Genomic DNA, 17,106 nt, shown 5'->3' on the forward strand with positions numbered 1-17,106 from the left:
GCAGGGGGTGGGTGGGGCGGGGAATGAAAAGGGGAGGTCACAACGATTCATGTACGACATCATACAACGAGAGGCTCGACACAATTACCCCCGCCTATGAGGTGGCTCACTCAAACTTCTTGTTGTCAGACATAACACGTCGTACATTGACAGGTACCCGCCCTGCGGAGCCCTCGAGGCTCTCGCGCCCCCCAACGGAAGGACTCCGACAGTGAAGACCAAGAAGGGATTGGTAGCGGCCACCACCGCGGCCGCGATGTTCCTCGCCGCCTGTTCTGGTGGATCCGGCACAGACTCGACAGGCTCGGCCGACTCCACCGGCTCGGCCGGGAGCGGTTCGACCGGGACCATCAACCTGGGTGTCGCCTACGAAACCACCAACTATCACCCGTCCAACACCAGTTCCGCTCTGGCCCTGGGCACCAACTGGCACGTGATGGAAGGTCTGTACGAGCTCAACATGAGCGACTACTCCACCTATCCCGCGCTGGCCGCCGGTGAGCCAGAGAAGATCTCGGACACGGAACTGGAGGTCTCCCTCCGCGAAGGCGCCAAGTTCTCCGATGGCACCGATGTCACCACCCAGGATGTCGTCTCCTCCTTCGAGCGCGCCATGACTGAGGGCAACCTCTACGCCTCCATGCTCAACTTCATCGACTCGGTCGAGGCCAAGGATGAGTCGACCGTCTCCATCAAGCTGAAGAACGCGTTCCCGGTGGCGGAGAAGCGCCTCGCGGTGGTGAAAATTGTCCCGGAGTCGGCCACCGATGAGGAGCTGACCGCCCAGCCGATCGGCACCGGTCCGTGGAAGTACGACAAGATCAGTGACGACCAGATCACCGCGTCCCCGAACGAGCACTACAACGGCGAGTACCCGGCCGGAGCAGGGGAGATGCGATGGTCGATCATCAAGGATGACACCGCACGCACCACCGCTGCCCAGTCCGGTGAGATCGACATCATGGAGGCCGTCCCGGCCGCCAACCGCAGCCAGCTGGAGGCCGCCGGCATGACCGTCGCGGAAGTCGACGGTTTCAACCTGCCCTTCCTGCTGTTCAACACCACGAAGGCACCGTTCAACGATCCCGCCGTCCGACAGGCGTTCTTCTACGCCATCGACACCGACAAGTTGATCTCCAACAGCATGGACGGCATGGCCACCAAGGCCACCAGCTTCCTGCCGGAGAGCAACCCGAACTACCACGAGGCTGCCACCCAGTTCGAGCACGATCCGAACAAGGCGCAGCAGCTCCTGGAGGAGGCCGGCGTCGAGGACCTAAAGATCACCCTGCTGACCACGGACCACTCCTGGATCACCGACCTGGCCCCGCAGATCCAGCAGGACCTGCAGGCTGCCGGCATCGACGTTTCGCTGCAGGCCGAGGCCTCCGCCTCCCTGTACTCCAACAACCTCGACGTCGACGACCCCACCTTCGACGTGGCCCTCGCTCCCGGTGACCCCTCCGTCTTCGGCAACGACCCGGCTCTGCTGATCAACTGGTGGTACGGCGACAACGTGTGGACCCAGAAGCGCACCTTCTGGCAGGAGTCTGACCAGGAAGCATGGCAGAAGCTGAACACCCTGGTCGCAGAGGCCTCCACCCTGGACGACGCTGGTGCCCAGGCGAAGTGGGGCGAGGCACAGGACCTGCTGTCGGAGGAAGTCCCGCTCTACCCCCTGTTCCACCGCAAGATGCTCACCGCCTACTACCCGGAGAAGGTGGAGAACTTCCAGCCGATCGGCACCACCGGCCTGTGGGCCGTGGGAGCTACCTCCAAATAGTGCGCAGCCGGGCAACCGGCGAACTTAGTCGCCTCGCCGCGCGCACCACCTCCCGCAGGGGAAGACAGGAGGGCGACACCTCTCACCAGGGTGTCTCCCTCCTTTTTCCTCCCCGCACACCTAATTCTCATTTCATTTCTCTCCCCGCAATCCCTCAGCCACTGAAAGAATCTGGAGTCAAGGACAGTGAATAATCTCCTCAGACTCGTCGGAAGAAGGCTCATCGCACTGCCGTTGATGATCATCGGCGTGACGTTCCTGGTTTTCCTGCTGATGTCCCTGTCACCCATCGATCCGGCGTATTCGGCGCTCGGAGAAAACGCCTCCCAGACACAGCTCGACGCCTACCGCGCCGAGCAGGGACTTGATCAGCCCTTCTTCCTCCGTTTCGGCGCCTACCTCCTGGGCGTCATCACCGGCGACCTGGGCACCTACGGACAGAACAACGCCCCTGTCGCGGACAAGGTTTTCTCCGCTCTGCCCGTGACCATTGAACTCACCCTCATGGGACTGCTCATCGCGGTGTTGCTCGCTTTCCCGCTGGGTGTCCTCGCCGCGCTCTACCGCGACAAGTGGGTCGACCAGTTCATTCGCCTCATCTCCGTGGTGTGCATCGCCATGCCGTCGTTCTGGCTGGCGATTCTTCTCGTGCTCTTCTTTATCGGCAGCCTCCCTGTCGCCGGGCCCCTCCCGGCGTTCTCCGATAACCCGAGCGGCTGGTTCCTCCGCATGATCCTTCCGGCCTTCGCGCTCGCCGTCCCCGTCGTGGGACAGATGACCCGCGTGGTACGAACCTCCATGGTGGAGGAACTCGACCGGGATTATGTGCGCACCGCCCTCGGAGCGGGCATCCCGAAATCGGTGGTCGTCTCCCGCAATGTGCTGCGCAACGCGCTGATAACCCCGGTCACCGTCCTGGGTTTGCGCGTCGGCTACCTCATGGGCGGTGCTGTCGTCATCGAAATCATCTTCTCTCTGCCAGGCATGGGCCGCGTGCTCATTGACGGCATCACCAACAACTGGGTCACCGTTGTCCAGGGTGCGACGCTCATGGTCGCCATCGCGTTCATTGTGGTCAACATCGTTGTCGATCTGCTGTATATCGCCATCAACCCGCGAATCAGGGCGGTCTAATCATGAACCACAAAGAAAAGCTGGAAAAAGTCACCCAGCCGGGGTCGAGATTCGCCGGCTTCCGCAGAATGAGCCGCGGCTCCAAGATCTCCCTGTTCGTCCTGGCGCTGGTCGCGTTGTCCGCGGCGTTCGCCCCGCTACTTGCCACGCACGACCCGTTGGCCATCGACCTCAAGGGCCTGCCGCCGAGCGGAGAGCATATCTTCGGCACCGACAACCTGGGCCGTGACGTGTATTCCCGCCTGCTCTACGGTGGCCGGGTCTCCCTGGTCGTCGGTCTCTCCGCCACCGGAATCGCGCTGCTCCTTGGCGCGATCTTCGGATCCATCGCGGCGGTGTCACGCAAGGCGGTGTCCGAGGTCATTATGCGCATCATGGACATCATCATGTCCGTGCCCGGCATCGCGTTGGCGGCGGTGGCCGTGGTGGTGTTCCGCGATCCGAAGAACCCGACCCTGATGATGATCGTCATCATCTTCGCCATCGCCTTCGTCTACATCCCGCAGCTGACCCGCGTGGTCCGCGCCAACGTGCTCAGTGAGTACGGCGAGGACTATGTCAATGCCGCCATCGTCTCCGGCGCACGCGCCCCGTGGATCCTGGTCAAACACGTCGCGCGCAACTGCGCCGCGCCGGTGCTCGTCTTCGCCACGGTGCTCGTCGCCGACGCGATCATCCTCGAGGCATCCTTGACCTTCATCGGAGCGGGCCTGCAGGAGCCGATCGCCACCTGGGGCAATATCCTGTCTTCCGCGCAGCAGGGCGTCCTGCGAGGCGAGTGGTGGCAGGCCCTGTTCCCTGGTCTCATGATCATGTTCACCGTCCTGTGCCTCAACATCCTCTCTGAGGGCATCACCGATGCGATGGTCGCCGCGCCCAAGGGCCCGGTTGTCAATGTCGCCGCCTCTTCGGCCGCGCGTGAGGCCGACAAGCTCCTGGTCGACCCGGTTCGCGCCTACGCCGCACAGCATGACTCTCTCCAGCAGCGCATCGACGCCCTCCAGGAGATGGAAAGTCGGCGCCGGGACCGTTACTCCCCCGACGAGGACGCCACCCCGTTGCTGGAAGTCAAGGATCTGTGTATCCGCTTCCCGCGCCATGGTGACGTCAACGTGGTCGATCACGTCTCCTTCTCCGTGCCCAGCAGCGAGACCATGGCCCTCGTGGGCGAATCAGGCTGTGGCAAATCCATCACGTCGCTGGCAGTCATGGGTCTCCTTGACCCGAAGGCCGAGATCACCGGCGAGATTCTCTACCAGGGCCGGGACCTGCTCACGATGTCCCATGAGGAACACCGACGCCTGCTGGGCCACGAGATCGCCATGATCTACCAGGACGCCTTGTCCTCACTGAACCCCTCCATGCTCATCCGCGCTCAGATGCGCCAGCTGACCAAGCGTGGCGGCACCCGCAGCGCGGAAGAACTGCTGGAACTGGTGGGCCTGGATCCGAAGCGCACCCTGGAGTCTTACCCGCACGAGCTGTCGGGTGGGCAAAGGCAGCGCGTGCTCATCGCCATGGCCCTGACCCGCGACCCGAAGCTGGTCATTGCCGACGAGCCGACCACGGCGCTGGATGTGACCGTGCAGAAACAGGTCATCGAGCTCATCAAGTCGCTACAGGAAAAGCTGGGATTCGCGATGGTCTTCGTCTCTCACGATCTGGCGCTCGTGGCGGAGGTCGCCCACTCCATCACCGTCATGTACGCCGGCCAGATCATCGAGCAGGCCCCCACCGTCGAGCTGCTGTCCCATCCCCAGCACGAGTACACGCGCGGCCTGCTGGGAGCGGTGCTGTCCATCGAGTCGGGATCTGGCCGACTGCATCAGGTTCCCGGGTCGGTGCCCAGCCCGCAGGATTTCCCCGTGGGCGACCGTTTCGCCCCTCGTTCCTCCCACCCCTCCGTGGGATTGGAGACCCGCCCGGTCATGCGCCAGGCGGAGGGAGTCAATCATTTCTACGCGGACCTCCCGGAGGAGCTGCACTACGCGGCAACGCTGGAGAAGTCCGGCCGCCTCACCGGTCCCCAGCGCTCCGATGCCGAGTACGCAGCCCTGCACCCGGACACCGGTACCCCCGACACCTCCGATACCACGAGTGAGGTCTAGATCATGAGCTCCCCTGTCTCCACCACCCCCATCATCGATCTGCGCAATGTAGAGGTGCACTTCAAGTCCCGCACCGGCCCGATCTTCAGGCCGAACTGGGTCAAGGCCGTCGACGACGTCACTCTCTCCCTCGCCCCGGGAGAGACGATCGGCCTGGTCGGTGAATCCGGTTCCGGCAAGTCCACCCTGGCCAACGTCATGTGCGGCCTGCAGGCGCCCACTGCGGGGCAGGTCTACTTCCAGGGCCGTGAGGTGACCAGACGCAGTGCCGCCGACCGACGCGCCATGGGGCGGGTCGTGTCGGTGGTCTTCCAGGATCCGTCCACCGCCCTCAATGCCCGCATGATCGTCCGCGATCAACTGGCTGACCCTCTGCACGTGCACAAGATCGGTTCCGCAGCTGAGCGAGAGGCGCGCGTCAAGGAACTCGCGCACATGGTCGGTCTGCCCTCTTCCGTGCTTGATGCGCTGCCGGGTCAGCTCTCGGGCGGTCAGCGGCAGCGCGTGGCCATCGCCCGTGCCCTGTCGTTGCGGCCGCAGGCGATCATCGCCGACGAGCCGACCTCTGCGTTGGATGTGTCGGTCCGTGCGCAGATCCTCAATCTCCTCACCGACCTCAAGGAGGAACTGGGTCTGGCGATGGTCTTCATTAGTCACGACATCCAGACTGTCCGTTACATCTCCGACCGCATCGCCGTCATGTACCACGGGCGCCTGGTCGAACAGGGTCCGGCGGAGAAACTGCTGGAGAACCCGGACCAGGACTACACCCGCAGCCTGCTGGGTGCCGCTCCCTCACTGCTGCACCCGCAGCTATAAGAGAAAAGGAAAACGCCATCATGACCGTTTCTTTCCGGGGAGTGATCCCTCCGGTGGTCCTCGCCCGTCACGAGGATCGCAGTCTCGACGCCGCCTCCAATGAACGTAACCTCAACCGGATTATCGACGCCGGGGTGGACGGCCTTTTCATCCTCGGTTCCTCCGGCGAAGGAGTGTTCTGCACCCCGGGGGAGAGGCTCGACGTCATCGAACACACGATGCGGGTCGTCGACGGACGGGTGCCCGTGCTCGTCGGCTGCATTGACACCCAGACGCAGCGGGTGATCGAGCATGTCCAGGTGGCGGAGCAGGCTGGGGCCGCCGCCGTCGTGGTCACCGCCCCCTTCTACGCCCTGGGGGGCCCGGAGCAGGTGGAGGAACACTTTCGTCTCATCCACGCGGCGACCTCCCTGCCGGTCTTCGCCTACGACATCCCGGTGTGCGTCCACGTCAAACTCGCCCCCGACATGCTCCTGCGCCTGGGACAGGAAGGAGTGATCGCGGGGGTCAAGGACTCCTCCGGCAACGATGTCGTCTTCCGTCTCCTCGTGCAGGCCAACGAGGCTGCCGGCCGTCCGCTGGTGCTGCTGACCGGTCACGAGGTCGTGGTGGATGGCGCCTACCTCGGTGGTGCTGACGGGGCTGTCCCCGGCCTGGCCAACGTCGACCCGGAAGGGTATGTCCGCCAGTGGAAGGCCGCCGAGGCCGGTGACTGGGACACGGTGAAAAAAGAGCAGGACCGCCTTGCCACACTGATGAGGGTGGCGATGACGGCGACGTCGTTAAGCGGCTTCGGAGCCGGCGTCGGCGGATTCAAGGCCGCCCTCACACTGCTCGGCGTCTTCGCATCCGCTCAGATGCCCCACCCCGTGGCGCAGTTGCAGGCGGAGGAGATCGAGACCATCCGCGGCGTTCTCCTCGACACCGGACTGCTCTAGGAGAATCACGATGACCCTGCACATCGGCGTGGACATCGGCGGCACGAAGATCGCGGCCGGCCTCATCGACTCCGACCGGCCCCGGAACGTGCTGACGCAGGTGCGGACTGACACCCCGCCGGAGGGGGTGCTGGACCGGGTCGCGGGCGTCATCGCTGAACTCCTGGAGCGCGCCGATGCTCCGGTGTCCACCATCGGCGTCGGGGCGCCCGGAGTCATCGACCCGGATGCGGGCACGGTCATCTCGGCCGGGCCGACCATGCCCGGCTGGGCGGGCACCCCCATCGCCGCGACGCTGCACGAACGCTTCGGGCTGCCGGTGGCTGTGCACAACGACGTCCGCATCATGGGACTGGGGGAAATCGTCTACGGGGCGGGCGCACAGGGCGCGCGATGGTCCAGCGTCCTGTTCGTCTCTCTCGGGACGGGAGTGGGCGGGGCCCTGGTCCGCGACGGCGCCCTGGTCGCCTCCCCCCACTGCACCGCCGGTGAACTGCGCCGTCTCATCTGCCGCGACCCCGCGCTTATCGACGCCAGCGGCGTCGCAGTCATCGAGGAGGTCGCCTCCGGCCCGGCTCTCACCCGTGCGTTGGCCCGCGCCACCGGACGGGATGAGGACCTGCGTGCCGCCCTGGTCCGGCACTCGGGCGGTGACGACAAGGTCCGCGCGGTCCTCGACGCCCATCTCCACGCCGCGGGGGAGGCGATTGGTGGTCTGATCACGGCCATCGACGTGGAGGCGATCGTCCTCGGAGGTGGCGTCGGCATGATCGGCGAGGCGATCCGCCGTCCCTTCGCGGAAGGGGTACGTACCGGGGCGATAGCACCCGTGAACACCATCCCCGTGGTGCACGCCACCCTCGGTACGAATGCCCCACTCATCGGCGCCGCCCACTACGGCGCCACCCACTCCCACTAGGAAGAGAACATGAAAACGGCAGATTTCCTCGACCACATCCGCGGCACCCTCATCGTCAGCGCCCAGGCCCCTGATGGCCATGTGCTGCGCGACACCGCCGCCATGGTGTTCATGGCGCGGGCCGCCGAAGCGGGCGGTTCCGCCGCCATCCGGTGCGGCGGCTACGGCGGGGTGGAGGACATCCGGGCGATCACCGCAGCGGTGGGGATCCCCGTCATCGGTCTGACGAAGGAGGGGGCAGACGGGGTGTACATCACTCCCACAGTGGATTCAGCCCGAGCTGTCATCGCCGCCGGAGCGGCCGTCGCCGCGATGGACGCCACCGACCGTCCGCGCCGCGACGGCTCGAGCTTCGCGGCGCAGGTCACCGCCGTCCACGAGGCCGGCGGTATCGCCATGGCTGACATCGCCACCCCCACCGAGGCGGTGGCCGCGCTCGACGCCGGGGCGGACCTCATCTCCACCACCCTGGCCGGCTACACCGAGCACCGGGCCCGGACCTCCGGCCCGGATCTGGAGTTGATCCGTGAGGTGAGAGACCTGGTCGGCGACGACGTGTTCCTCATCGGCGAGGGGCGATTCCACAGCCCGGAGGACGTGCGCGCCGGGCGTGCGGCGGGTGCCGATGCCATCATCGTCGGCACCGCCATCACCGATCCAGTCTGGATCACCTCCCGCTTCGTCGCAGGCGCCCGGATGTGAGCCCCGCGGGAGGGGCTGCCACCACAGCTCCTGGCCACCGGGGTGGTGAGGCCGCCCGAGCGCTCGGAACCTCTGGAGAGCGGGGAGCTGGCCCACGGTAGGGCGTCGATAAGCACTAACCTGCCGTGACTGCGCTGTGACACGGGTGCGCTGGTAGGCTGATCGAGTCAATCGTGTCAATTCCCTTGCCCTTCAGCTCACGCGAGCGGGGGAGTGAGGCCAGGAGGATTCGTGTCCGCCATTATTCAGGCATTCAAGGACGTCGACCTGCGGAAGAAGATCATCTTCACGGTGCTGATGGTCATTCTCTACCGCATCGGTGCGCAGATCCCGTCGCCCGGTGTCGACTATGCGTCGATCAGCGGTCGGCTCCGCGAGCTCACCCAGGAGCAGGGCAGCGTCTATTCGCTCATCAACCTGTTCTCGGGTGGTGCGCTGCTGCAGCTGTCGATCTTCGCCATCGGCATCATGCCGTACATCACGGCGTCGATTATCACGCAGCTGCTCACCGTCGTCATCCCGCACTTCGAGGAGCTGAAGAAGGAGGGGCAGTCGGGGCAGACGAAGATGACGCAGTACACGCGCTATCTCACGTTGGCGCTGGCGCTGCTGCAGTCCTCCGGCATCGTGGCGCTGGCCGACCGCGAGCAGCTGCTCGGGCAGGGCATCTCCGTCCTCATCCCGGACCGCACGATCTGGGATCTCATCCTGCTCGTCCTCGTCATGACGTCGGGCGCGATGCTCGTCATGTGGATCGGTGAGCTCATCACGGAGAAGGGCGTGGGCAACGGAATGTCGCTGCTCATCTTCGCCGGTATCGCGACCCGTCTGCCCACCGACGGCACGAGCATCCTGCAGACCTCGGGCGGCGTGGTGTTCGCCGTGGTCGTCGCGGCCGTCATCGCGCTGGTCATCGGTGTCGTCTTCGTCGAGCAGGGGCAGCGCCGCATCCCGGTGCAGTACGCCAAGCGGATGGTGGGACGTCGCCAGTACGGCGGCACGTCGACCTACCTGCCGCTCAAGGTCAACCAGGCCGGCGTCATCCCGGTGATCTTCGCGTCCTCGCTCATCTACATGCCGGTGCTCATCACCGAGATCGTCAACTCCGGCTCCACGGCCGCGGCGGACAACTGGTGGCAGCGCAACGTCATCCAGTACCTCATGACGCCTTCCTCCTGGCAGTACATCCTCGTGTACTTCGTGCTCATCATCTTCTTCTCCTACTTTTATGTCTCCGTTCAGTACGACCCGGCGGAGCAGGCGGATAACATGAAGAAGTACGGCGGTTTCATTCCGGGCATCCGTCCGGGACGGCCGACCGCGGAGTACCTCGGCTTCGTCATGAACCGACTGCTCTTCGTCGGTGCCGCCTACCTCGGCATCATTGCTGTTCTGCCGAACATCGCCCTTGACCTGGGTGTGGGTAACACCAGCGCAGGAATGACGGCGTTCGGTGGTACCGCGATCCTCATTATGGTGTCGGTCGCCCTGACAACCGTGAAGCAGATTGAATCCCAGCTTCTCCAAAGCAACTACGAAGGACTCCTCAAATGAGACTTGTACTCCTCGGACCCCCCGGTGCCGGCAAGGGCACCCAGGCCGTTCTCCTCTCCGAGAAGCTGGGTGTGCCGCACATCTCCACCGGCGACCTCTTCCGCGCCAACATCGGCGAGGGCACCCCGCTGGGTGTCGAGGCCAAGGGCTACATCGACGCCGGGAAGCTCGTGCCCACCGATGTGACCGCCCGCATGGTCAAGTCCCGCCTCGAGGAGGCCGACGCGGCGGAGGGCTTCCTCCTCGACGGCTTCCCCCGCACCGTCGAGCAGGCCGAGATCCTGCAGGGCCTGCTCGCCGAGAAGGGCCAGCAGCTCGACGGCGTGCTCAACTTCGTCGTGGCCGAGGATGTCGTCGTGGAGCGCATGCTCTCCCGCGGCCGGGCCGACGACAACGAGGAGACCATCCGCACCCGCCTCGGCGTCTACCGCGACGAGACCGCCCCGCTCATCGAGCACTACGGCGATCAGATCATCTCCATCGAGGCGGAGGGCGAGGTCGAGGAGATCAACGACCGCGCCATGCAGTCCCTCGGTAAGTAAGACACCGCACCACCTCAGCGAGGCCGCGTCCCGGCACCCGGGCCGCGGCCCCGCCTTTTCCCCAGGAGAACCCCATGGGATTTCGTTCCAAGCGCCGGGCCATCCCGGCGAAGACCCCCGGTGAGCTCGACGCCATGCAGGCCGCCGGAGAGATCGTCGGCCGGGCTCTGCAGGCCGTGCGTGCCGCAGCCGCCCCGGGCGTGAGCACCCTCGAGCTCGACCAGATCGCCGAGGCCACCATCCGTGATGCCGGGGCCGTGCCCAGCTTCCTCGGCTACCAGGGATTCACCGGCTCCATCTGCGCCTCCCCCAACGAGGTCATCGTCCACGGCATTCCCTCGGCGGACGTCATCCTCCAGGAGGGCGACCTCCTCGCCGTCGACTGCGGCGCCACCTTCGAGGGCTGGGTAGGTGATTCGGCCTGGACGTTCGGCATCGGCGAGGTCGACGAGGACGTCGAGAAGCTCACGCAGGCCACCGAGTGGGTCCTCTACGAGGGCCTCAAGGCGATGGTGCCGGGCAACCGCCTCACCGACGTCTCGCATGCACTCGAGACCGCGACCCGGGCCGCCGAGCAGAAGTTCGGCGTGCACCTGGGCATTGTCGACGGCTACGGCGGCCACGGCATCGGCCGGACCATGCACGAGGACCCCTTCCTGGCCAACGAGGGCCGCCCCGGAAAGGGACCGCTCATTCAGGCGGGATCGGTGCTGGCCATCGAGCCGATGCTCACGCTCGGCACCACCGACTCCGCCGTGCTCGAGGACGACTGGACGGTGGTCACCCTCGACGGCTCCTTCGCCGCCCACTGGGAGCACACCGTGGCGGCCACCGACACGGGACCGCGAATTCTCACCCCCAGACGGTAGAAACGCGCTGGTGGGTTTATACTTCATCGCATGCGCACCATCAGCCGCCGTCTCGGCATCACCTTCGCCTCCGTCGCCACCGCCGCCGCGCTCATCGCGGTGCCCGCCACCGCACAGGCGCAGGACCTGTCCTCGCAGGTCGGCATCGACCAGCAGCAGGTCCGCGACGGCGCCTGGAACACCCGCAACCAGCTCCAGCAGCACGCCGGCAACCTGCCGGGCGGCTCCTCCAACGCCGTGTCCGGTGCCGTGGACGGCGCCGTCAACGCCGCCTTCCCGGGCCTCATCCAGGAGCGCACCGCCCCGGCGCCCGCTCCCGCCCCGGCTCCGGCCGCCGCGCCGGCCGCGCCGCGTGACAACTTCAACTACGGCCCGTGCCCGCGCGACGCCAAGGTCTGCGTCGACATCGACGGCCGCCGCACCTGGCTGCAGAACGCCAACGGCAAGTACTACGGCCCCGTCAACCATGCCCCGGGCAAGCCGGGCGAGGAGACCCCGCGCGGCACCTTCCGCGTGACCCGCAAGGTCAAGGACGAGGTGTCCTACATCTTCAACAACGCGCCGATGCCCTACGCCGTGTACTTCACCAACAACGGCCATGCCTTCCACCAGGGCAACATCGCGTACGAGTCCGCCGGCTGCGTCCGCCTCAACCAGCAGGATGCGCAGAAGTACTTCGCGGATCTCCACGTCGGAGACAAGGTCTTCATCTACTAAGGGGTCGCCTGCGGCGTCGCCGCGCACTGTGACAGGGGGAGTGCGCCAGGGCGACGCCGCAGGCGTTTGGTTTTCCACAGCTGTGCCGGTAGGGTGTCTGTTTGGTGTGTATGCGAATGCGTGCACGCCTGCAGTAGATCTGTGAAATCAGCAGGTGCCACTCTGAGAAGGCACCAGGAATGTGGAGGATATGGCTAAGGAAGGCGCAATTGAGGTTGAGGGCCGCATCGTCGAGCCCCTGCCGAACGCAATGTTCCGTGTCGAGCTCGACAACGGACACAAGGTTCTTGCTCACATCAGTGGGAAGATGCGCCAGCACTACATCCGTATCCTCCCCGAGGATCGCGTCGTGGTGGAGCTGTCTCCCTACGACCTGACCCGCGGTCGCATCGTCTACCGCTACAAGTAGGACCACCCGCCTCCTTGCTCACCGGCGTGAACACGGGTCGCATCACTGTGCCCCTCCACGCCCACTCACCTTCGGCCGCGGTGGCTGAAGCCTCACGACACACGATCCATCGTCCGGTCATCGGTCCGGGCAAAGCATCGCCAGGTGGGGACGAGCAGGGAGAAAACCACCGTAAACAACCCGAAAGGTACGTACCACATGGCACGTCTTGCAGGTGTTGATCTTCCGCGCAACAAGCGCATGGAGGTCGCACTCACTTACATCTACGGCATCGGCCCCGCCCGTGCCGCCCAGCTTCTGGCAGAGACCGGCATCTCTCCGGACCTGCGCACCGACAACCTGACCGATGATCAGGTCGCCGCCCTCCGTGACGTCATCGAGGCCTCCTGGAAGGTCGAGGGTGACCTCCGCCGCGAGGTGCAGGCCGACATCCGTCGCAAGATTGAGATCGGCTGCTACCAGGGTCTGCGCCACCGTCGTGGCCTGCCCGTCCGTGGCCAGCGCACCAAGACCAACGCGCGTACGCGTAAGGGTCCGAAGAAGACGATCGCCGGAAAGAAGAAGTAGAACATGCCCCCGAAGACTCGCTCTGGCGCGCGCCGCACTGGTCGTCGCGTCGTCAAGAAGAACGTGGCTCAGGGCCACGCCTACATCAAGTCCACCTTCAACAACACCATCGTGTCCATCACGGACACCAACGGTGCTGTCATCTCCTGGGCCTCCTCCGGCCACGTCGGGTTCAAGGGCTCCCGTAAGTCCACCCCGTTCGCGGCACAGATGGCCGCCGAGAACGCTGCCCGCAAGGCAATGGATCACGGCATGAAGAAGGTCGACGTGTTCGTCAAGGGTCCGGGCTCCGGCCGCGAGACCGCGATCCGTTCCCTCCAGGCCGCCGGCCTCGAGGTGTCCTCCATCTCGGACGTCACCCCCCAGCCGCACAACGGCTGCCGTCCGCCGAAGCGTCGTCGCGTCTAAGAAAGGAAGAGGTAACTTACCATGGCTCGTTATACCGGCCCTGTCACCCGTAAGTCCCGCCGCCTCCGCGTCGACCTCGTCGGCGGAGATATGGCATTCGAGCGTCGCCCCTACCCCCCGGGTCAGGCTGGCCGCGCCCGCATCAAGGAGTCCGAGTACCTCCTGCAGCTGCAGGAGAAGCAGAAGGCTAAGTACACCTACGGTGTGCTGGAGAAGCAGTTCCGCCGCTACTACGCCGAGGCGAACCGTCGCCCCGGTAAGACCGGCGACAACCTGCTCGTTCTGCTGGAGTCCCGCCTGGACAACGTCGTCTACCGTGCAGGCCTGGCCCGCACCCGTCGTCAGGCACGTCAGCTGGTCTCCCACGGCCACTTCCTCGTGAACGGCAAGAAGGTCAACGTGCCTTCCTACCAGGTGTCCCAGTACGACATCATCGACGTCCGCGAGAAGTCCCAGAAGATGATCTGGTTCGAAGAGGCTCAGGATAACCTCGTCGACGCTGTCGTCCCGGCCTGGCTGCAGGTCGTTCCGTCCACCCTGCGCATCCTCGTGCACCAGCTGCCCGAGCGCGCCCAGATCGACGTCCCGCTGCAGGAGCAGCTCATCGTCGAGCTCTACTCGAAGTAAGACTTCTCTACCGGTGCGGCCCCCCGTGGCCGTACCGGTCGAGGAATCCTCTTCTCAGCAGTCTCACCCTTCAAGTTCCCGAACGACGTCAAATAGTGGGCGTCGACAAAGGAGAGTCTCATGCTCATTTCCCAGCGTCCTGTGCTCACCGAGGAGTACATCGATTCCGCTCGTTCCCGGTTCATCATTGAGCCGCTCGAGCCGGGCTTCGGCTACACCCTCGGCAACTCGCTGCGCCGTACCCTGCTGTCGTCCATCCCGGGCGCAGCCGTCACCTCCGTGAAGATCGACGGTATTCTCCATGAGTTCACCACGATCAACGGTGTGAAGGAGGATGTCTCCGAGATCATCCTCAACATCAAGGGTCTGGTCCTGTCCTCCGACTCCGATGAGCCGGTCGTCATGTACCTGAGCAAGGAAGGCCCGGGAGAGGTCACCGCCGGCGACATTCAGCCGCCGGCCGGTGTGGAGATCCACAACCCGGATCTGCACATCGCCTCCCTCAATGAGCAGGCCCGTCTGGACATCGAGTTCATCGTCGAGCGTGGCCGCGGCTACGTTCCGGCGGCCACCACCGCCGGCGGCGGAGACATCGGCCGTATCCCGGTCGATCAGATCTACTCCCCGGTGCTCAAGGTCAGCTACAAGGTCGAGGCCACCCGTGTCGAGCAGCGCACGGACTTCGACAAGCTGATCATCGATGTCGAGACCAAGAACTCCATCACCGCCCGCGACGCCGTCGCGTCCGCCGGTAAGACCCTCGTCGAGCTCTTCGGCCTCGCCCGTGAGCTCAACATCGCCGCCGAAGGCATCGAGATCGGTCCCTCCCCGCAGGAGACCGAGTACATCGCCGCCTACGGCATGCCGATCGAGGACCTGAACTTCTCCGTCCGTTCCTACAACTGCCTGAAGCGTCAGGAGATCCACACCGTCGGTGAGCTCGCAGAGTGCACCGAGTCGGACCTGCTGGACATCCGCAACTTCGGTCAGAAGTCGATCAACGAGGTGAAGATCAAGCTCGCCGGCCTGAGCCTGACTCTGAAGGACGCTCCGGAGGATTTCGATCCGACGCAGCTCGAGGGCTACGACGCTGAGACCGGTGATTTCGTCGACACCGACGCCACCCCCGAGGATTCCGAGTAGCACGCCCCACCGGGTCCCCGTCCCACGGGGCCCACGCGCTCACCACACACGTACCCGAGGAGTACCACAATGCCTACCCCTAAGAAGGGCGCCCGTCTCGGCGGCTCCGCGAGCAACCAGAAGAAGATCCTCTCTAACCTGGCTGCCTCGCTGTTCGAGCACGGCGCAATCAAGACCACCGACGCCAAGGCCAAGGCCCTGCGTCCCTACGCCGAGAAGCTGATCACCAAGGCCAAGGACGGCTCTGTCGCCGCCCGCCGCCAGGTGCTGGCTGAGGTTCCGCAGAAGGACGTCGTCGCCTACCTCTTCAACGAGCTGGCGCCGAAGTTCGAGAACCGCCAGGGTGGTTACACCCGCATCATCAAGCTGGAGAACCGCGCCGGCGACAACGCCCCGATGTCTCAGATCTCCCTCGTTCTCGAGGAGACCGTGAGCACCGAGGCCACCCGCGCCACCCGCGCCGCCGCCTCCAAGAAGGCTGCCGAGGAGACCGAGGCTGAGTCCGAGGCTCCGGTCGAGGTCGACGCCGAGGACACCGCCGCCGATCCGGCTGAGCCGGCCGAGGGCGATGTCGCTGCTGAGGCTCCGGCCCAGGAGGGCTCCGTCGCCGAGGCCGAGGCTGACGCCAAGGCTGAGGAGACCAAGGAGTCCGAGGAGAAGTAATTCTCCCCGCCTTCCACCGCCCCCTTCCCGTCACCCGGGAAGGGGGCGGTGTTCTCTTTGTCATACCCCGCGCGGTATCCGGGGGAGCGGGCGTAGGCTGAGTTACATGACACCGAACGAGTCCTCCACCGACCGCCTCCTCCGGGGCGTGGTCGCCGTCGTCGCCCTCATCGCCGCGTTGCTGCTGTCCGGCCCGATCCGCATCATCCTCTTCGTCGTGGCGGCCATCATGGCCGTCACCGCCGCCGTGGGCTTCTGCCCGATCTACCGGGTGCTGGGGATCGGCACCCGGAAATAGGGTTGTAGGCTGGGGTGATCATGAGCGATGATCTCCTCCGGCTGCGGCTCGACCTGGCGTATGACGGCACCGATTTCCACGGCTGGGCCCGCCAGAAGCAGCCCGGCCTGCGCACCGTCCAGGGCGTCCTCGAGGACGCCCTGTCGCTCATTCTGCGTATCGACGCCGCACTCACCGTCGCCGGCCGCACCGACGCCGGCGTCCACGCCGCCCGGCAGGTCGCCCACCTCGACGTCCCGGCCGCCAGCCTGGAGCAGCGCACCCTCGACGGGGACCCCTCGCGTCTGGTGCGCCGCCTGGCCCGCCTGCTGCCCGAGGACGTGCGGGTGCACGCGGTCACGGCCGCGCCCCCGGGGTTTGACGCCCGCTTCGCTGCCCTGCGCCGCCATTACGTCTATCGGGTGACCACGCATCCCCGCGGGGCCCTGCCCACCCGGGCGCGCGACACCGCGCACTGGCTCAAGCCCGTCGACATCGAGGACATGCAGGCGACGGCGGACATCCTCTGCGGGCTCCACGACTTCGCGGCCTTCTGCAAGCCCCGGGAGCACGCCACCACCATCCGCGATCTGCAGGCCTTCACGTGGCGGGAGGTCTCCACCCCGGTGGAGCCCCAGACCTACGAGGCGCACGTCACGGCGGACGCCTTCTGCTGGAACATGGTCCGCTCCCTCGTGGGGACGTGCCTGGCGGTGGGGGAGGGGCGTCGAGAAGCATCGTTGCCCGCGACGCTGCTCGGCGAGACGCAGCGCTCGCCGCTCATCCCCCTGGCGCCGGCGAAGGGGCTGACGCTGTGCGGGGTGGACTACCCCGCGGACGCGGACCTGCGCGCGCGGACGGAGATCACCCGCGACCGGCGGAGCCTGTGACGATTCCGGATGCTCGCGTTGTAGAGTGATCCGTGGT

General features: G+C 65.7%; 19 protein-coding genes. All 19 read left to right on the forward strand.

Annotation, left to right across the window (positions count from 1 at the left end; translation table 11 throughout):
* Positions 1–211 precede the first annotated feature (211 nt).
* The 19 genes from ACFPUZ_RS11320 (at position 212) to truA (ending at position 17,069) form a co-directional block, all read left to right on the forward strand.
* Entirely contained in the window at positions 212–1,783 is a 1,572-nt protein-coding gene (locus tag ACFPUZ_RS11320; protein ID WP_377002002.1) for an ABC transporter substrate-binding protein, read from the forward strand.
* A gap of 186 nt (positions 1,784–1,969) precedes the next feature.
* Positions 1,970–2,917 carry an ABC transporter permease gene (locus ACFPUZ_RS11325; protein ID WP_377002003.1) on the forward strand — a complete coding sequence of 316 codons (948 nt, stop codon included), beginning with the start codon at positions 1,970–1,972 and terminating at the stop codon, positions 2,915–2,917.
* Positions 2,918–2,919: 2 nt separating this feature from the next.
* On the forward strand, positions 2,920–5,025 hold the full coding sequence (locus tag ACFPUZ_RS11330) for a dipeptide/oligopeptide/nickel ABC transporter permease/ATP-binding protein (RefSeq protein WP_377002004.1): 2,106 nt from the start codon (positions 2,920–2,922) through the stop codon (positions 5,023–5,025).
* A 3-nt stretch (positions 5,026–5,028) separates the two neighbouring features.
* On the forward strand, positions 5,029–5,844 hold the full coding sequence (locus ACFPUZ_RS11335) for an ABC transporter ATP-binding protein (protein ID WP_377002005.1): 816 nt from the start codon (positions 5,029–5,031) through the stop codon (positions 5,842–5,844).
* 20 nt (positions 5,845–5,864) lie between these two features.
* On the forward strand, positions 5,865–6,782 hold the full coding sequence (locus ACFPUZ_RS11340) for a dihydrodipicolinate synthase family protein (protein ID WP_377002006.1): 918 nt from the start codon (positions 5,865–5,867) through the stop codon (positions 6,780–6,782).
* A 10-nt stretch (positions 6,783–6,792) separates the two neighbouring features.
* A complete protein-coding gene (locus ACFPUZ_RS11345) occupies positions 6,793–7,701 on the forward strand; it encodes an ROK family protein (RefSeq protein WP_377002007.1) in 909 nt (302 codons plus the stop codon).
* A gap of 9 nt (positions 7,702–7,710) precedes the next feature.
* The gene (locus ACFPUZ_RS11350) at positions 7,711–8,403 is read left to right on the forward strand and encodes a putative N-acetylmannosamine-6-phosphate 2-epimerase (RefSeq protein ID WP_377002008.1); all 693 of its coding nucleotides are present in this window, start codon (positions 7,711–7,713) and stop codon (positions 8,401–8,403) included.
* Between the two features lie 231 nt (positions 8,404–8,634).
* Positions 8,635–9,957, forward strand: coding sequence for a preprotein translocase subunit SecY (gene secY, locus ACFPUZ_RS11355; RefSeq protein ID WP_377002009.1), 1,323 nt, complete (start codon positions 8,635–8,637; stop codon positions 9,955–9,957).
* Entirely contained in the window at positions 9,954–10,499 is a 546-nt protein-coding gene (locus ACFPUZ_RS11360; RefSeq protein WP_377002010.1) for an adenylate kinase, read from the forward strand. Before secY ends, ACFPUZ_RS11360 begins: the two co-directional genes overlap by 4 nt.
* A 74-nt stretch (positions 10,500–10,573) precedes the next feature.
* Positions 10,574–11,368: a type I methionyl aminopeptidase gene (gene map, locus ACFPUZ_RS11365; protein WP_377002011.1), complete on the forward strand. Its 795-nt coding sequence runs from the start codon at positions 10,574–10,576 to the stop codon at positions 11,366–11,368.
* A gap of 30 nt (positions 11,369–11,398) precedes the next feature.
* Entirely contained in the window at positions 11,399–12,085 is a 687-nt protein-coding gene (locus ACFPUZ_RS11370) for a L,D-transpeptidase (RefSeq protein ID WP_377002012.1), read from the forward strand.
* Positions 12,086–12,275: 190 nt separating this feature from the next.
* Entirely contained in the window at positions 12,276–12,494 is a 219-nt protein-coding gene (infA, locus tag ACFPUZ_RS11375) for a translation initiation factor IF-1 (RefSeq protein ID WP_003854422.1), read from the forward strand.
* Between the two features lie 198 nt (positions 12,495–12,692).
* Complete coding sequence (gene rpsM, locus ACFPUZ_RS11380) at positions 12,693–13,061, forward strand: 30S ribosomal protein S13 (protein WP_377002013.1); 369 nt, start codon at positions 12,693–12,695, stop codon at positions 13,059–13,061.
* A 3-nt stretch (positions 13,062–13,064) separates the two neighbouring features.
* A complete protein-coding gene (gene rpsK / locus ACFPUZ_RS11385; protein WP_303359100.1) occupies positions 13,065–13,469 on the forward strand; it encodes a 30S ribosomal protein S11 in 405 nt (134 codons plus the stop codon).
* Positions 13,470–13,490: 21 nt separating this feature from the next.
* Entirely contained in the window at positions 13,491–14,096 is a 606-nt protein-coding gene (gene rpsD, locus ACFPUZ_RS11390; protein WP_377002014.1) for a 30S ribosomal protein S4, read from the forward strand.
* Positions 14,097–14,216: 120 nt separating this feature from the next.
* Positions 14,217–15,239 (forward strand): DNA-directed RNA polymerase subunit alpha, encoded by a 1,023-nt coding sequence (locus ACFPUZ_RS11395; RefSeq protein ID WP_377002015.1) that lies wholly within the window; start codon positions 14,217–14,219, stop codon positions 15,237–15,239.
* A 69-nt stretch (positions 15,240–15,308) separates the two neighbouring features.
* Complete coding sequence (gene rplQ / locus ACFPUZ_RS11400; protein ID WP_377002016.1) at positions 15,309–15,902, forward strand: 50S ribosomal protein L17; 594 nt, start codon at positions 15,309–15,311, stop codon at positions 15,900–15,902.
* A gap of 106 nt (positions 15,903–16,008) precedes the next feature.
* Positions 16,009–16,200, forward strand: coding sequence for a YgaP family membrane protein (locus tag ACFPUZ_RS11405; RefSeq protein WP_377002017.1), 192 nt, complete (start codon positions 16,009–16,011; stop codon positions 16,198–16,200).
* A gap of 20 nt (positions 16,201–16,220) precedes the next feature.
* Positions 16,221–17,069, forward strand: coding sequence for a tRNA pseudouridine(38-40) synthase TruA (gene truA / locus ACFPUZ_RS11410; protein WP_377002018.1), 849 nt, complete (start codon positions 16,221–16,223; stop codon positions 17,067–17,069).
* Positions 17,070–17,106: the final 37 nt, after the last annotated feature.

Origin of the sequence: Corynebacterium nasicanis (assembly GCF_042658165.1) — a bacterium.
GTDB lineage: Bacteria > Actinomycetota > Actinomycetes > Mycobacteriales > Mycobacteriaceae > Corynebacterium > Corynebacterium nasicanis.

Coding starts and splice junctions, on each gene's coding strand:
- map (WP_377002011.1), top strand. CDS start 10,574: ATGGGATTTCGTTCCAAGCGCCGGGCCATCCCGGCGAAGACCCCCGGT.
- ACFPUZ_RS11330 (WP_377002004.1), top strand. CDS start 2,920: ATGAACCACAAAGAAAAGCTGGAAAAAGTCACCCAGCCGGGGTCGAGA.
- ACFPUZ_RS11335 (WP_377002005.1), top strand. CDS start 5,029: ATGAGCTCCCCTGTCTCCACCACCCCCATCATCGATCTGCGCAATGTA.
- ACFPUZ_RS11340 (WP_377002006.1), top strand. CDS start 5,865: ATGACCGTTTCTTTCCGGGGAGTGATCCCTCCGGTGGTCCTCGCCCGT.
- truA (WP_377002018.1), top strand. CDS start 16,221: ATGAGCGATGATCTCCTCCGGCTGCGGCTCGACCTGGCGTATGACGGC.
- infA (WP_003854422.1), top strand. CDS start 12,276: ATGGCTAAGGAAGGCGCAATTGAGGTTGAGGGCCGCATCGTCGAGCCC.
- rpsM (WP_377002013.1), top strand. CDS start 12,693: ATGGCACGTCTTGCAGGTGTTGATCTTCCGCGCAACAAGCGCATGGAG.
- ACFPUZ_RS11350 (WP_377002008.1), top strand. CDS start 7,711: ATGAAAACGGCAGATTTCCTCGACCACATCCGCGGCACCCTCATCGTC.
- ACFPUZ_RS11345 (WP_377002007.1), top strand. CDS start 6,793: ATGACCCTGCACATCGGCGTGGACATCGGCGGCACGAAGATCGCGGCC.
- ACFPUZ_RS11395 (WP_377002015.1), top strand. CDS start 14,217: ATGCTCATTTCCCAGCGTCCTGTGCTCACCGAGGAGTACATCGATTCC.
- rplQ (WP_377002016.1), top strand. CDS start 15,309: ATGCCTACCCCTAAGAAGGGCGCCCGTCTCGGCGGCTCCGCGAGCAAC.
- rpsD (WP_377002014.1), top strand. CDS start 13,491: ATGGCTCGTTATACCGGCCCTGTCACCCGTAAGTCCCGCCGCCTCCGC.
- ACFPUZ_RS11370 (WP_377002012.1), top strand. CDS start 11,399: ATGCGCACCATCAGCCGCCGTCTCGGCATCACCTTCGCCTCCGTCGCC.
- rpsK (WP_303359100.1), top strand. CDS start 13,065: ATGCCCCCGAAGACTCGCTCTGGCGCGCGCCGCACTGGTCGTCGCGTC.
- ACFPUZ_RS11405 (WP_377002017.1), top strand. CDS start 16,009: ATGACACCGAACGAGTCCTCCACCGACCGCCTCCTCCGGGGCGTGGTC.
- ACFPUZ_RS11360 (WP_377002010.1), top strand. CDS start 9,954: ATGAGACTTGTACTCCTCGGACCCCCCGGTGCCGGCAAGGGCACCCAG.